Consider the following 15,093-nt stretch of genomic DNA (forward strand, 5'->3'; position numbering starts at 1 on the left):
TGTTAAACCTATTAATTGAGGTTTAATATAATCTTTAATCCATAAAGTTAGTATTATTTCTTTTAAGGTTGGCAAACTTGCGATTAATCTGTAATTTTGTTTTGCTATTATAACAATAATTAAAACCTAATCCATAATGAAAACGTTTTTTAAAGTATTAATATTAATGCCATTAGTGCTAATAAGCAGTTGTAGATCGGACGATGCAGAAACAGATCAAGTTACAGATTTAGCATCTAAAACATATACACTTAATACAGTTGATAATTCTGGAATTTCTGGTACGGTTCGTTTTATTAAAAACTCGAATTTTACACTAAGTATAGAATTAAGACTATTAGGTACTGTTAATAATAACTACCATTCTGGATTTTTATACATGGACAATGCTGCTAACAATGGTGAAGATGTTGCGATAACTTTAGATGTTGTCGATGGAGATACAGGAATGAGTACAACGGTATTTACAAGTTTAGATGACGATACTCCAATTTCTTACGAAGAGTTATTAAATTTCGATGGTTATGTAGAAGTTAAGTCTAACGATGTAAACTTAAACACACCAGTAGCAAATGTAGATATTGGACAAAACGAATTAACTACCAACCAAGTAACTTATAATTTAGAAGAGCGTAATCTAAATAATGCTTCTGGAATAGTTACTTTTAAAGAGCGGTTAAATGGTGAAGCTTTAGCTGTTTTTAGCTTAACAGGAACGCCAGCAAGTGGAGAACATCCTGCTTTTATACGTTCGGGAAATATGGCAACGGCTTCAGGTGCTACTATTTTTACTTTTAATAATATTAAAGGAATAACAGTAGTTAACGAAACCTCTGGATTAAACGAAACAAGAGGAGTTAGCCAAACAAATGTAGCGGAACTAGACAATGGTACTGCTTTTATGTATAGTGATGTTATTGCTGTAGATGGTTACATAGATGTAGAATTAAGTACAACTAACACGCTTTTAATTGCTCAAGGCAATATTGGAAGTAACTAATACATTTTACAGTATTTTAATATAGAGTTTAAAACCTGGTGCTATTGTATCAGGTTTTTTTATTTTTACGTTATGATTGATATTAAACTTATAGAACACCTAGAAACCTACCTTACCGAAAATAGGTTAGAACGTTTTCATAAAGTCTTAGAAGGCCGTACAAAACACTTTACAGTAGCAACAGAAGACGTTTACCAATTGCATAACACAAGTGCTGTAATACGTAGTTGCGATGTGTTTGGTATACAGGAAGTAAGTATTGTTGAAGAAACAAACACCAAACGTATAGATAGGGAAATTGCTATGGGCGCCCAAAAATGGGTAGATTTAAATAGATACCAATCGGTAAAAGAATGTATTAAAGACTTAAAAGAACAAGGTTATCAAATAGTGGCAACAACACCACATACAGACGATTGTGAGTTGCATGATTTTGATGTGACTAAAAAGTCTTGTTTCTTCTTTGGAAGGGAAACCGAAGGACTTTCTGAGGCTGTTTTAAAAGAAGCAGATGTTTTTATGAAGATTCCAATGGTTGGTTTTACAGAGAGTTTAAATATATCTGTATCTGCAGCAATTACTTTGCAACATGTAACTACAAAGTTGAAGAAAACAGATGTTGAGTGGCGTTTAACCGAAGAAGAAAAACTTGAGAAGCGTTTAGATTGGTGTAAAAAAACAATTAAAAGCTATGGCGAGATTATTGAACGTTATCATGAAAAAGAATAGTTTAATTGTTCAGTAGTCAGTGAAATAAAGTACAAAATAATAAGCCTCAAAATCTAAGATTTTTGAGGCTTATTATTTTGTACTAGAGGCTATATGTTATCCACGTTTTCTATCACGACTTAGCACTTTGTACTCTTCGTAGCATTGGCTAATAGCGTCTAGCATTTGAAGATCGTTTGCACTATTTATAAAATCTTTAGAGTAATTGCATTGCGATACAATCTCATCTAAATCTACTCTAGTTAATTGTAATAAAACCATTAGTGTTTCTCTATCGAAACGAGAGGCTAAAAGATTTCTAATCTCGTCGTCTTTTTTCATCTGTTTAAGTTTCTTTAATTCGTTACCTTTTCTACTAAATGTATTGTAGAGAAAATCTAACGGATTAAATATGGAACCTAAAACCTTACTAATTGTATTTGGTGATTTATTATTTCCTGCTTCGTATCCTGTACTTAAACCAGAAATACTATAACGGTAATTTGTGTTTACTTGTACTTGCTTTATATCTAACTCTAAGTAACCAGTAAGTTGTAATTCGTTTACAACAATCTCTTCTAAGGCAAGTGCTAACTCTGTTAATGTAATTTTAGAGCTTCCAAATTTTAACCAATCGTTAGTTACACGCACTTTAATAGATTTGTAACCTACATAAGTAAGGTGTAATGTATCGTTTACTTTAGCTTTAAGTTTAAACTCTCCTTTAGTGTTAGTAGATGTACCAATAACCTGATTAAGGTTTACAATGTTAACATTGTCTATTGGACCATTAGTTTGAGAGTCTATTATAACACCTTCTACAGCTTCTTTTTCACGAGTTTCCTCTACTTGAGCAAATGCATATGATGAACTTATAATTAAAAAAGTAGGGAAAGACAATATTTCATAGTTAGAATATAAGCTATAAAAGTACTAAACAAATTTTATTTAGTACTCTTATAACATTGTATTTGACTTAATATTAACAAAAAAGTTATTATTAATAGAATAATTTTTAGGAATCTTTATAAATATTTGAGTATTTATTTAGTCTTTTCTTCTAGAACGACCAGATCTTGAGTGTGTAGTTTTAAACTCACCTTTATCTCTGTCTCCGCCATCGCTTCTTCTAGAACGTGTTGGTCTATCGTCGCTACTACGTCTTCTATCACCACCGCCACTAGAGCGTCTTTCTCCTCCGCCAGATCTTCTTCTGTCTCCACCAGATCCACCTTCGCGACGTCTTCCGCCACCACCGCCAGAACCACCACGTCCACGACCACCGCGACTTGGTTTATCTTCAGTAATTTCAACGTTTACAAAACGACCTTCATGCTTATAATCTGTAAAGAAAGCTAATACTTTCTCTTGGTGTTCTTTTTCTGTATTAAAGAAAGAGAATGTGTCTTTACAATCTACTTTAAATACATCGTCACGACCTAAATCTAAAACTTCTTTTAAGAAATCCTTTAATTTCATCCAGTCAAAACCATCTTTTTCACCAACGTTAATAAAGTAACGTGCAGCGCTTCCGCTAGATTCACGACCTTCACGGTTAGGATCTCCAGCAGCAACGTTTAAGTTTTTAGACTTCTGGTAGTAGTTAAAGAAACGTGTGAATTCTACAGAGAAGAACTTTTTAATTAATTCTTCTTTTGAAGTTTCATCAAATAAAGTATTAATATCTTCTAAGTATTTATCAATCTCATGATTGATTTCTGTATTATGAATTTTATTTGCTAAAGACATTAACTGTACTTCGCAAATAGCCATTCCGTTAGGAATTTCTTTTAATTCAAATTTCTTGTTGATAATACGTTCGATACTTTTTAATCTACGTACTTCACTTTTAGAAACAATAACCATAGAAACACCAGTTTTACCAGCACGACCAGTTCTACCAGAACGGTGCGTATACGTTTCTATTTCATCACTTAATTGGTAGTTAATTACGTGTGTAATATCATCTACATCAATACCACGTGCAGCAACATCTGTTGCAACAAGCATTTGTATTTGACGAGATCTAAATTGCTTCATCACAATATCACGCTGATTTTGAGATAAATCACCATGTAATGCTCCAGCACTGTAACCATCTTCAATTAAGTTTTCGGCAACTTTTTGTGTATCACGTTTTGTTCTACAGAAAATTACTGAAAATATATCTGGATTAGCATCTGCTAAACGTTTTAAAGCTTGGTAACGATCGCGAGCGTTTACCATATAGTATTCGTGCGATACGTTAGAGGTACTTTCGTTTTTATGACCAACAGTAATTTCCTGTGGGCTATTCATAAATTTCTTTGCAATAGTTGCAACCTCTCTTGGCATTGTTGCAGAGAACAACCAAGTATTTTTATCGTCTGGAGTTCCAGAAAGAATATCTGTGATATCTTCTTTGAATCCCATGTTAAGCATTTCATCAGCCTCATCTAAAACCGAATATTGGATTTTAGTAATATCAACTAATCTACGCTTAATCATATCTTTCATACGACCCGGAGTAGCTACTATAATCTGTGCACCACGTTTTACTTCGCGCGCTTGATCTGTAATGCTTGATCCACCGTAAATTGCAACAACGTTTAAACCTTTACAGTATTTACCGTAAGCTTTCATTTCGTTTGCAATTTGTAAACAAAGTTCACGAGTAGGAGATAGTATTAAACCTTGAGTTGTACGACTACTAACGTCAATTTTCTGTAACATTGGGAAACCAAATGCTGCAGTTTTTCCAGTTCCAGTTTGCGCTAACGCTACTAAATCTGTCTCTTCGTTTAATAAAATTGGGATTGCTTTTGCTTGTACTTCAGATGGTGTTTCGAAACCTAAATCTGTAATACCTTGTAATAGTTCTTCGTTAAGACCTAAATCTTGGAATGTGCTCATTCTTATTTTATGTATTTCAATGTCAATCTATTTTGGTGTTACGAATAGAAGTGCATTGAACATACTTAACCTAAAACTTCTAGTAACACATCCTCACTCTGAGGAGTAAATAACGCATATGCGTTTTTTCAAGGTGCAAAGGTACGTAATTATTTAGGATATTCAATTTTTATAATTTTTAACTGCTATTTATTAGCCTTAAGCCTATTAAACACTGTTGTTTTTTATTTTATAAAAGTGCTTGTTTATTGCTAATTGGCGATTAATATTTTTATAAAGTAAATAATAATGCAGTATTTAATAATAAGTGGAAAGTATTGTGTTATTTTATTTTCCGCGCATTACACATGAAATTTTATGCAGATGAGTTTAGTATTGCTGAAAGATTATGTTCAGAAATTAAGAACCAAACTCGAAGGTTTAAAAGCGGTTACAAAATCTAAAATATTGTGCATATTACGATTGTAACGTCTTATGATGTTTTAGAGAATACGCACAAATTGGATTTGGTAGAGATTGATTTTAGTATTGAAGTTTTGTTTGGGAGATAAAATTCAGCTGTGCTTTTTACTGTTATAAGTAATGTCTTGAATTTTTTAATACACTTTTGATTTTTTTTTCATATTTAGAATAGAGTACTTTCCAATTTTTGGATTATCAAGCATTATTAATCTTTCTCCTCCTATATTCATGAGCATTTGTGTATTTCCGTTATTAAGGTTTTTAATACCTCCCAGAATTGCTTTGATAAAATAAATTTCACCATCTTTTGCATCAATTTCTACAATATTATCTTTGAACAATCTTTTTTTTATGAAAAGGTGCTTGGTTCCAGCTTTTATTTTTTCTAAGTGATAGCTATTTGTTTTTAAATTTATAAATTTCTTATTCTGATATTGAATTTTACAAGGAAGAGCAGAATTAAGAAAGACATAAGGTCTATAAAAATAAACATGTGCATATCCACTATCTGGTTTTTGTATTTTTAAATTTAAAGGGTTTTTTATTGCTCTTTCTTCAGAAATATATAAATCAACTAGACCATTAATATTTTGTTTAGATTTCTTGTTATCTGAAGCATTAAAGAAAGTCATTTCACCTGCTTCTAATTTAGTAATCATACATTTTATAGTGTCATTTTTTATTGTTACAAAATAATCTTTATAGGGGCTTTGTGAGTAAGCAGATAGCGAAACTATTAATATTAGTGAGGTTAGAATGATGTATTTCATTTTTATATTCTAATGTTTAAATCAGCATTTAGTTTGACTGAAAAATTCGTGTTTTTTATTAATAAAGTAGAGCTTTATAGAGTATTTAAAAACTCAACTAATTTAGCAACCGCTTTCCCACGGTGTCCAATCTCATTCTTGAGTTTTAAATCTATTTCAGCAAAAGTTTCAGTATATCCATTTGGCATAAAAATAGGATCGTAACCAAAACCTTGGTTTCCTTTTTTATCTAGGGTAATTTCACCTTTACAAATACCAGTAAACGTTTTTAAATTACCATTTAAGTGTAGAGAAACTACGGTTTTAAATTGGGCGTTTCGGTTTGGCTTCTCTTTTAAATTGTTTAAAAGCAAATCCATATTATCGTTAGCATCGCGTTGCGGTCCTGCGTAACGCGCACTAAAAACACCAGGTTCGTTATTTAAAGCTTCAACTTCAAGTCCTGTGTCGTCTGCAAAGCAATCGTAGCCATAATGCTCTTTTATGTATTCGGCTTTTTGTATGGCATTACCTTTAATTGTGTTTTGGGTTTCTGGGACATCTTCAAAACAGCCAATCTCTTTTAAGCTTAGCAGTTTTATGTGATCGGGAATTAAAGATTGTACTTCCTTTAATTTATTTAGGTTGTTTGTAGCGAATACGAGTTGCATGATAGAATATTTAAAAAGTAAAAATACAATTTACTTAAAAATTAATGTTTAAAAAGTGTAACGATTTTATTAAATATAGACAGATTAGGTTATATTGTTAAATCTTAACTAAATAAAACCAAACACCATGAAAAAATGTATTAGCCTATTATGTATTGTATTATTTATGTCTTGTAATAATGCAGAACAAGCAAAAAATATTGTTGGAGAATGGGAGTGTGCAAGTTGGATAAATAATGCAACAGGAGCAGATAATTGTAATAATAATGTTTCTTTTAATTTTAACGAAGACGGTACGTATAGCTCAAAAATACAATCGGCTAATGCTGAAGGAAGCTATAAAATAGCTAACAATTTATTGTATTGTACACCAATTGATAAAATGGAAATTGCGGTAGAAATTAATAAACTTACTAAGGACACTTTAGCGTTTACAATGAGTCGTTCTGGAAATAAAGAAGTTATGACTTTGGTTAAAAAGTAGCCTTATCTATGATGATAAGGTTCATTCTTTAAAATAGTAAAACCTCTATATAATTGCTCGATAATAAATAAGCGTACCATTTGGTGAGAAAATGTCATTTTTGATAAAGAGATTTTTCCTTTAGCTTTATTGTAAACATCTTCCGAGAAGCCATAAGGTCCACCAATTACAAACACAAGTTGTTTTATACCAGAATTCATATGCTTTTGTAAGTAGTTGGAGAAACCTACGCTATCATGTTGTTTACCGTTTTCGTCTAGCAGAATTAAAATATCTGTAGCACTTAGCTTATTTAAAATAAGATCGCCTTCTTTTTGTTTTTGTTGTGCTTCGCTTAAATTTTTTACATTTTTTATATCGGGTATAATTTCTAAATTAAACTTAATATAAAAGCCTAAACGTTTTTGATATTCATCAATTAAAGCTTGAAGTTGTTTGTTGTCTGTTTTGCCTATGGCAATGAGTTTAATAGTCATGCTCCAAAGGTAAAACTTTTTGTAATTTGTAATTTAAATTTTTCATTTTTTTGATTTGCAATCATTATTTTAGCTGAAACAATTTTTATCTATGATTTCTCAAGAACAATTTAATAAAGAAATAGAGTTAATAATCGCTAATGCCATTCGTGAAGACGTAGGAGATGGAGACCACAGTTCGCTATCATGTATTCCTGCAACAGCACAAGGCAAAGCAAAGCTTTTAGTTAAAGACGATGGTATAATTGCAGGAGTAGAATTTGCAAAACAAGTATTTACTTACGTCGATCCAGAAATGAAAGTAGAAACACTTATAGAAGATGGAAGCAAGGTTAAGTACGGAGACATTGTTTTTTATGTAACAGGAGCATCACAATCTATTTTAAAAGCAGAACGTTTGGTGCTTAATGCTATGCAACGTATGAGTGCGATTGCTACAAAAACAAAAATGTTTGTAGATTTATTAGATGGTACAGGAACTAAAATTTTAGACACTCGTAAAACCACTCCAGGTATTCGCGCATTAGAAAAATGGGCTGTTAAAATTGGTGGAGGAGAGAACCATAGGTTTGCGCTTTACGATATGATTATGCTTAAAGATAACCATATTGATTTTGCTGGCGGAATTACTAAAGCCATAGAAAAAACACAACAATATTTAAAAGAGACTAATCGCGATTTAAAAATTATAGTAGAAGCTAGAGATTTAAACGAAATTCAAGAAATCCTGAAAACCGACGGTGTTTATAGAATTTTAATAGATAACTTTAATTACGAAGATACTAGAACAGCTGTTAAACTTATTGGAGACAAATGCTTAACCGAAAGTTCAGGAGGTATTAACGAAAAAACAATTAGAGATTACGCACTTTGTGGCGTAGATTATATATCGTCTGGTGCATTAACGCATTCTGTTTATAATTTAGATTTAAGCTTAAAAGCTGTAGATTAATCATAATGCCAGAAAATATAGAAAAAGAATTATTGGAAGAACAAAATGTCGAAGGACAGTTAAACGAGCAACTACTAAAGGAGAAGCTGTTAAAAATTCCGGTGCTTAATATTTTAATAAAATTATTAAGTAAAATAAAACTACCTGGTTTAGAAGGTTTGTCGCTTTACGATTTGTTAGAACTCTATGTAATAGGTATTGCTAAAGGAGCATTAACAACGCGAGCAAGTGCTATAGCTTATAGTTTTTTTACAGCACTATTTCCATTTTTGCTTTTTATAATAATTATTATACCAAGTATTCCAATAGAAGGATTCGAAAAAGATTTTTTAGCCTTTTTAGAATCTGTATTACCACCTACGACTTCAGATTTCTTTTCAGAAAATATTTTTGATGCTCTAAAAGGAAATAATGGTAATACAGGATTACTATCTACAGTTTTAGTTGTTGCTATTTTTTTAATGACCAATGGTGTGAATGCATTATTCTCAGGTTTCGAAAATTCGTACCATCAGCAACTTACTCGTAACGCTTTCAAGCAATATTTCTTTGCTATGGGTGTGGCTTTAATTTTGTCTTTACTATTAATTTTAACAGTAGCCTTTTTAGGGTATTTTCAAATTTATGTGGTAGATAATACTATTACTTTTTTCGAAGATCATGGGTACGATGCTAAACGTAAAGCCGATTTGTGGGCAAGAATTGCACAATATAGTTTCTTTGTTATTATTACATTTTTAGCAACGGCAACGCTATATTATCTTGGAACGCGAGAAGGTAGAAAAGCTAGTTTTTTCTCTGTAGGAGCTTTATTTACGACGATTTTAATAATGTTAACTTCTTATTTGTTTGGTGTTTATATCGAGAATTTTTCACGTTATAATGAACTTTACGGTTCTATTGGCGCCTTATTAATATTGCTGTTTTATTTGTGGTTAAATGCAAATATTTTGCTGCTAGGTTTCGAGCTAAACATGGCATTAATGGGACTAAGAAAACAACAAGACAATGAGTGAATATCTGCTAATTTTTATGTTTTTGATTTCCTTTTCAGGAAATACCCAAGACATTTTTGGAAAATGGAAAACGATAGACGGACAAAATAACGAAGCAAAATCTATAGTCGAAATTTATGAACGCGATGGAGAGGTTTTTGGCAGGATTATAGATATTTTGAATCCTGAAAATAAAGAAGCACTCTGCACTAATTGTGAAGGAGAGGATTACAACAAACCTGTGTTAGGTTTCGAACTGATTAAAAACCTATCTAAAGACGGTAAGTATTATAAAAACGGTACTATTTTTGATCCAGAACATGGCAAGAAATTTAAATGCAGATTAATGCTAACCGAAGATCCAGATGTATTGCAAGTACGCGGTTATGTAGCATTTTTGTATTCTACGCAATATTGGCAACGTGTAGAGTAGTTTTTAGTATGCAGTTAATAGTTATTAATTCAACAATCCAATAATCTAAAAAAACAATTGAGCCATTTTATAGACGTCATATTAGCCATTCCGCTAGAAAAAATGTTTACTTATAGCATTACACAAGCCGAATCCCAATTTTTAAAAGTTGGTATGCGTGTATCTGTGCCTTTTGGTAAAACAAAAATACATACGGGTTTAGTTGGCGCAATACATACCAATCCGCCTTTAGTGTATGAAGCGAAAGAGATTCATCAAATTTTAGACGAAACACCTATTGTTACTCAAAAGCAATTAGAACTTTGGCAATGGATTGCAAAATATTATATGTGTACTCTTGGTGAAGTTATGCGTGCCGCTTTACCAAATGCTTTTATTCTTGAAAGTGAAACACTAGTAAGTAGAAACTTAAAAAAGGACATAAAAGATACCGATTTAAAAGACGATGAGTATTTGGTTTACGAAGCCTTACACCATCAGTCGACATTAAAGATTCAAGAGATTTCTAGTATTCTAGATAAAAAGAATGTGCTTCCTGTTATTAAAAGATTAATAGAAAAGGAAGTTATTTTATTGCAAGAAGAAATCTACGACAAATACAAGCCTAAGTATGTTAGATACGTTAAGCTTATGCCAGAATATACTAGCGAGATTGGTTTGCATGAATTATTAAACGATTTAAGCAGAGCCGAAAAACAAAGACAAGTAGTCATGACTTTGTTTTCAATTTCGGCAAAAACGAAAAAACCTGTAAAGGTTAAAGAGCTGATAGAGGAAAGTGGAGGTTCTTCTGCAATTGTAAAAACCTTGATAGATAAAGGTGTTTTAGAAGAGTATCATATTCAAACAGATCGTGTGCAATATGATGGTGATGAAAATGAAGAAACCAAAGCGTTAAACGAATACCAAGCTAAAGCGCTTGAGGAAATAGAAACGTCTTTCGAAACACAAAATGTTACACTTTTACATGGTATTACTTCTTCGGGTAAAACTGAAGTTTATGTAAAACTGATTGAGCAAATTTTAGCAGAAGGTAAGCAAGTGTTGTATTTATTGCCAGAAATTGCTTTAACGACGCAGTTAGTGGTTCGTCTTCAAAATTATTTTGGAGAGCAGGTAGCTGTTTTTCATAGTAAGTACTCGGCTCATGAGCGTGTTGAGGTTTATAATCAAGTATTGGGTAATTCCGCGAAAGCGAAAATAGTTTTAGGCGCACGTTCGTCTATATTTTTACCATTTCACAATTTAGGATTAATAATAGTGGACGAGGAGCACGAGCAGTCTTTCAAGCAATTTGATCCTGCGCCACGTTATCACGCAAGAGATGCAGCAATAGTTTTAGCGCATTTACATAAGGCTAAAACATTATTAGGTAGCGCAACACCAAGTTTAGAGAGCTATAATAATGCTATTGAAAATAAATACGGTTTAGTAGAAATTAACCGCCGTTACAATAATGTGCAATTGCCAGATATCGAGTTGGTAGACCTTGCAGAGAAGTACAAAAAGAAACGTATGAAAGGTCATTTTAGCGATAGAATGATTGAAGAAATCACCGAAGCTTTGGAGGAAGGTTACCAAGTAATTTTGTTTCAAAATAGGAGAGGTTATTCTCCAATTGTGGAATGTAATACTTGTGGGCATTCACCACAGTGTACAAATTGCGATGTAAGTTTAACTTACCATCAATATAGAGGTCAATTACGTTGTCATTATTGTGGTTATACTAGTGCGATGCTTCAAAAATGTATGGCTTGCGGTACTTCTAGTTTAGACACTAAAGGTTTTGGTACAGAGCAAATAGAGACTGAGGCAAAAATGCTATTTCCTAAAGCTAATGTTGGTAGAATGGATTTAGATACCACACGAGGTAAGCATGGTTACGAGAAAATAATTACAGCTTTAGAACAGCAAGAAATAGATATTTTGGTAGGTACACAAATGCTTACAAAAGGATTAGATTTTAGAAATGTAAAATTAGTTGGTATTATGAATGCCGATAATTTGCTCAATTTTCCAGATTTTAGAGCGCATGAACGTAGTTTTCAGTTAATGCTTCAGGTTTCAGGTAGAGCAGGTAGAACACAAAAACAAGGTAAAGTATTAATACAAACTTATAATCCTTTACATAGAATTTTACAGCAGGTCTCAACTAACAATTATATTGAGATGTTTAAAGAGCAGTTACAAGAACGTCGCGATTTTAAATATCCTCCATTTTATAGATTAATAAAAGTAACGTTAAAACATAGAGATTATAATAAGGTAGAAACTGCTAGCGATTGGTATGCTAAATCTTTACGTCAGGTTTTTAGAGGTAATGTGTTAGGTCCTGAATTTCCACCGGTATCGCGTGTAAGAAATCAATATTTAAAAAATATTTTAATAAAAATTCCACAGCAGCAATCTTTAAGTAGAACAAAAGAAGCGATTAAGAAAATTAATACAACTTTTGAAGCTGTTGGTGCTTTTAAAGGTGTTCGTGTTGTTTTGAATGTGGATAATTATTAGATAGAGACGTTGCGTAATGTTTTATTGATGCTGCTGAAAAACGATTATTTTTTTAATAAGTAGATAATTTAATTTTAATAAATCATGTTAAATATTGCTATTGGAGTTATATTATCATTCATAGGTATTTTGATTGTTAAGTATTATGAAGAAAATTTAAGTGAACTTGGAGGACTTACATTTAAAATAAGAGTAGGAGGCCTAGGTCTTCTTATAATAGGTTTGTTTATTGTTTTAAAAGAATTTGATATAGTTTAACTTTTTGTCGTTCCTGCGAAGGCAGGGATTCACTTTGAACGTTACTTTATTTATAATAGATTCCTGCCTTTGCAGGAATGACAGAAAGCAGGAGTATAAATCATAAAAAAAATCCCATTCTCTCGAATAGGATTTTAAAATCTATAAAATTTGTTTCAGCTTAAATATTATTCAAAGCATTAATAAGTAAAGTCTTTTTGTTTCTACTTAAAGGAATTTCGTAAGAACTAACTTCAATATTTTTATTATTAAATCGGTCTACTTTATCCAAATACACAATGTGATTTTGTCATTCCTAAGAAGGTAGGAATCCATATTAATATTTTGTTTATAATAGAACCCTACCTTCTTAGGAATGACAAAAAGAATAAGTTGTAAGCAAAAAAAATCCCACTCTCTCGAATAGGATTTTAAAATCTATAAAATTTGTTTCAGCTTAAATATTATTTAAAGCATCAACAAGTAAAGTCTTTTTGTTTCTACTTAAAGGAATTTCGTAAGAACCAACTTCAACGTTTTTACTGTTAAAACGGTCTACTTTATCTAAATTTACAATGTAAGATTTGTGAATTCTTAAAAATTTACCTTCAGGTAGCTCACCTTCAAAAGCTTTCATTGTAGATAGTACTACAAGAGAAGTGTCTTCGGTTACTAATTTAACGTAATCACCAAGTGCTTCAATCCACTTTATGTCTTTAATATATACTTTACGTTTTTTAAGGTTACTTTTAACAAAAATATGTTCGCCTTCAGTTTCGTTAAAGTCTAATTTAAGCTTGTGTTGTTCTACAGCTTTATCTACCGCTTGATTAAAGCGTTCACGATTAATAGGTTTTTGTAGGTAATCTGTCGCATCATAGTTAAAAGCTTTAAATGCGTATTCTGTTTTTCCTGTAACAAAAATAATTTGTGGTTTGTTATTTAACACGTCTAATAGTTCGAAACCATTAAGTACTGGCATTTCAATATCTAAAAAGATAAGGTCTACCTTATGTGTATTCAAGCCATTTTTTGTTTCTAAAGCACTGCTGTATTCAGCAATAAGGTTTAAGGAGTTGTTATTTTCGATTAGCTTAACTATTGAAAGTCTTTGTATTGCTGAGTCGTCAACTACTACACAATTTAGAGTCATAGCGTTTATTTATTTGGGTTTAATTATCGACAATGTTACAAAAAATTCGGATTAAAACCAAAAAACATCGCTTAAATGTAAATTTTAACAAATTTGATATTCTTAATAAGTTGCTAACTTAGCAACTTATCAATATATAGTAATGATTAAGTCTTTTATTTAATTTAAAAAAGAATTGTGTGTTATTACAAAAAGAGTTATTTTTGCACTCATTTTAACACAAATAAATAGATTTTTATGAATCATTATGAAACTGTTTTCATCTTAAATCCCGTTTTATCTGATACACAGATAAAGGAAACAGTACAGAAATACGAAGAATTTCTTACAAGTAGAGGAGCAAAGATGGTATCAAAAGAAGATTGGGGACTTAAGAAGTTAGCTTACCCAATCCAAAACAAAAAAAGTGGATTTTACCACTTATTTGAGTACACTGTAGAAGGTGAACACATTAACGCTTTAGAAGTAGAGTTTAGACGTGATGAGCGTTTTATGCGTTACTTAACTGTAGCTTTAGACAAGCACGCGATTTCGTGGGCAGAGAGAAGAAGAGTTAAACTTAAACAAAAAGCGTAATTATGGCATCTATCGAGCAACAAGCAAAAGGAAAAAAAGAAGGAGAAATTAGATATTTAACGCCTTTAAATATTGACACGAACAAGCAGAAAAAGTATTGTCGTTTCAAGAAATCTGGAATTAAGTATGTAGATTACAAAAATCCAGACTGGTTAATAGGTTTTATAAACGAGCAAGGTAAAATTTTACCAAGACGTTTAACAGGAACTTCTTTAAAATACCAAAGAAAAGTATCTGTAGCAGTAAAAAGAGCGCGTCACTTAGCGTTATTACCTTATGTAACAGATTTATTAAAATAAAATTATCATAACAATGGAACTTATATTAAAACAAGACGTTGAAAATTTAGGATTTAAAGACGATGTTGTAACGGTTAAGAACGGTTATGGTAGAAACTTTTTAATTCCTACAGGTCACGCTGTATTAGCTACAACTTCTGCAAAGAAAGTATTAGCTGAAAACTTAAAGCAACGTGCATTCAAAGAAAAGAAAGAAATCGAAGATGCAACAGCAATTGCTGATGCTATCAAAGGTTTAGAGATTAAAATTGCTTCAAAAACTGGTCAAGGAGACAAGTTATTTGGTTCTGTAAACAACATTAATGTTGCAGAAGCATTGGAAAAAGAAGGTCATTCTATAGATAAAAAATTCATCTCTGTAACAGGTGGAAATGTTAAGCGTTTAGGGAAGTATGATGCTTCTATTCGTTTACATAGAGAAGTATCTGCAGAGATTCAATTTGAAGTTGTAGCACAAGCTTAAAAATACTTTTGTTAACGTTATGTTAATAAAAT

17 protein-coding genes are annotated in these 15,093 nt (G+C 31.6%); 11 read left to right on the forward strand and 6 right to left on the reverse strand.

Going from position 1 to position 15,093, the window contains the following annotated elements; genetic code table 11:
- The first annotated feature begins 136 nt into the window (after nucleotides 1–136).
- Both ASC41_RS10450 and ASC41_RS10455 read left to right on the forward strand, forming a co-directional pair.
- Nucleotides 137–1,000, forward strand: coding sequence for a hypothetical protein (locus ASC41_RS10450; RefSeq protein WP_055436590.1), 864 nt, complete (start codon nucleotides 137–139; stop codon nucleotides 998–1,000).
- A gap of 72 nt (nucleotides 1,001–1,072) precedes the next feature.
- Entirely contained in the window at nucleotides 1,073–1,729 is a 657-nt protein-coding gene (locus tag ASC41_RS10455) for a TrmH family RNA methyltransferase (RefSeq protein ID WP_055436591.1), read from the forward strand.
- Between the two features lie 96 nt (nucleotides 1,730–1,825).
- On the opposite strand, the gene ASC41_RS10460 is transcribed toward ASC41_RS10455, so the two are convergent.
- From ASC41_RS10460 to ASC41_RS10475, 4 genes are all read right to left on the reverse strand, one after another.
- A complete protein-coding gene (locus ASC41_RS10460) occupies nucleotides 1,826–2,608 on the reverse strand; it encodes a carboxypeptidase-like regulatory domain-containing protein (RefSeq protein WP_241489654.1) in 783 nt (260 codons plus the stop codon).
- Nucleotides 2,609–2,755: 147 nt separating this feature from the next.
- Entirely contained in the window at nucleotides 2,756–4,600 is a 1,845-nt protein-coding gene (locus tag ASC41_RS10465; RefSeq protein WP_055436593.1) for a DEAD/DEAH box helicase, read from the reverse strand.
- A gap of 596 nt (nucleotides 4,601–5,196) precedes the next feature.
- Complete coding sequence (locus ASC41_RS10470; RefSeq protein ID WP_083477187.1) at nucleotides 5,197–5,832, reverse strand: DUF2846 domain-containing protein; 636 nt, start codon at nucleotides 5,830–5,832, stop codon at nucleotides 5,197–5,199.
- Between the two features lie 74 nt (nucleotides 5,833–5,906).
- On the reverse strand, nucleotides 5,907–6,482 hold the full coding sequence (locus tag ASC41_RS10475) for a non-canonical purine NTP diphosphatase (protein ID WP_055436595.1): 576 nt from the start codon (nucleotides 6,480–6,482) through the stop codon (nucleotides 5,907–5,909).
- A gap of 127 nt (nucleotides 6,483–6,609) precedes the next feature.
- On the opposite strand from ASC41_RS10475, the gene ASC41_RS10480 reads away from it, so the two are divergent.
- On the forward strand, nucleotides 6,610–6,966 hold the full coding sequence (locus tag ASC41_RS10480) for a lipocalin-like domain-containing protein (RefSeq protein ID WP_083477188.1): 357 nt from the start codon (nucleotides 6,610–6,612) through the stop codon (nucleotides 6,964–6,966).
- 2 nt (nucleotides 6,967–6,968) lie between these two features.
- Here ASC41_RS10480 and rlmH read toward each other — a convergent pair whose 3' ends face one another.
- Nucleotides 6,969–7,442 (reverse strand): 23S rRNA (pseudouridine(1915)-N(3))-methyltransferase RlmH, encoded by a 474-nt coding sequence (gene rlmH / locus ASC41_RS10485; protein WP_055436597.1) that lies wholly within the window; start codon nucleotides 7,440–7,442, stop codon nucleotides 6,969–6,971.
- Nucleotides 7,443–7,533: 91 nt separating this feature from the next.
- Here rlmH and nadC point away from each other — a divergent pair, with 91 nt between their 5' ends.
- From nadC to ASC41_RS16920, 5 genes are all read left to right on the forward strand, one after another.
- Nucleotides 7,534–8,394, forward strand: a complete 861-nt coding sequence (gene nadC, locus ASC41_RS10490; protein WP_055436598.1) for a carboxylating nicotinate-nucleotide diphosphorylase — start codon at nucleotides 7,534–7,536, stop codon at nucleotides 8,392–8,394.
- Nucleotides 8,395–8,399: 5 nt separating this feature from the next.
- A complete protein-coding gene (locus tag ASC41_RS10495) occupies nucleotides 8,400–9,410 on the forward strand; it encodes a YihY/virulence factor BrkB family protein (protein ID WP_083477189.1) in 1,011 nt (336 codons plus the stop codon).
- Complete coding sequence (locus tag ASC41_RS10500) at nucleotides 9,403–9,822, forward strand: DUF2147 domain-containing protein (protein ID WP_055436599.1); 420 nt, start codon at nucleotides 9,403–9,405, stop codon at nucleotides 9,820–9,822. Before ASC41_RS10495 ends, ASC41_RS10500 begins: the two co-directional genes overlap by 8 nt.
- A 57-nt stretch (nucleotides 9,823–9,879) precedes the next feature.
- Nucleotides 9,880–12,333 carry a replication restart helicase PriA gene (gene priA / locus ASC41_RS10505; RefSeq protein WP_055436600.1) on the forward strand — a complete coding sequence of 818 codons (2,454 nt, stop codon included), beginning with the start codon at nucleotides 9,880–9,882 and terminating at the stop codon, nucleotides 12,331–12,333.
- An 84-nt stretch (nucleotides 12,334–12,417) separates the two neighbouring features.
- The gene (locus ASC41_RS16920) at nucleotides 12,418–12,591 is read left to right on the forward strand and encodes a hypothetical protein (protein WP_160318801.1); all 174 of its coding nucleotides are present in this window, start codon (nucleotides 12,418–12,420) and stop codon (nucleotides 12,589–12,591) included.
- Between the two features lie 436 nt (nucleotides 12,592–13,027).
- On the opposite strand, the gene ASC41_RS10510 is transcribed toward ASC41_RS16920, so the two are convergent.
- Complete coding sequence (locus tag ASC41_RS10510) at nucleotides 13,028–13,723, reverse strand: LytR/AlgR family response regulator transcription factor (RefSeq protein ID WP_055436601.1); 696 nt, start codon at nucleotides 13,721–13,723, stop codon at nucleotides 13,028–13,030.
- A 237-nt stretch (nucleotides 13,724–13,960) separates the two neighbouring features.
- Here ASC41_RS10510 and rpsF point away from each other — a divergent pair, with 237 nt between their 5' ends.
- Genes rpsF through rplI form a run of 3 tightly spaced genes read left to right on the forward strand, consistent with a single transcriptional unit; the run spans nucleotide 13,961 to nucleotide 15,061 of the window.
- A complete protein-coding gene (rpsF, locus tag ASC41_RS10515; RefSeq protein ID WP_055436602.1) occupies nucleotides 13,961–14,299 on the forward strand; it encodes a 30S ribosomal protein S6 in 339 nt (112 codons plus the stop codon).
- A complete protein-coding gene (gene rpsR, locus ASC41_RS10520) occupies nucleotides 14,299–14,598 on the forward strand; it encodes a 30S ribosomal protein S18 (protein ID WP_198520124.1) in 300 nt (99 codons plus the stop codon). The genes rpsF and rpsR overlap by 1 nt, the downstream gene beginning before the upstream one ends.
- Before the next feature lie 13 nt (nucleotides 14,599–14,611).
- A complete protein-coding gene (rplI, locus tag ASC41_RS10525; protein WP_055436604.1) occupies nucleotides 14,612–15,061 on the forward strand; it encodes a 50S ribosomal protein L9 in 450 nt (149 codons plus the stop codon).
- Nucleotides 15,062–15,093 lie beyond the last annotated feature (32 nt).

Origin of the sequence: Lacinutrix algicola, assembly GCF_001418085.1 — a bacterium.
Taxonomy (GTDB): Bacteria; Bacteroidota; Bacteroidia; order Flavobacteriales; family Flavobacteriaceae; genus Lacinutrix; species Lacinutrix algicola.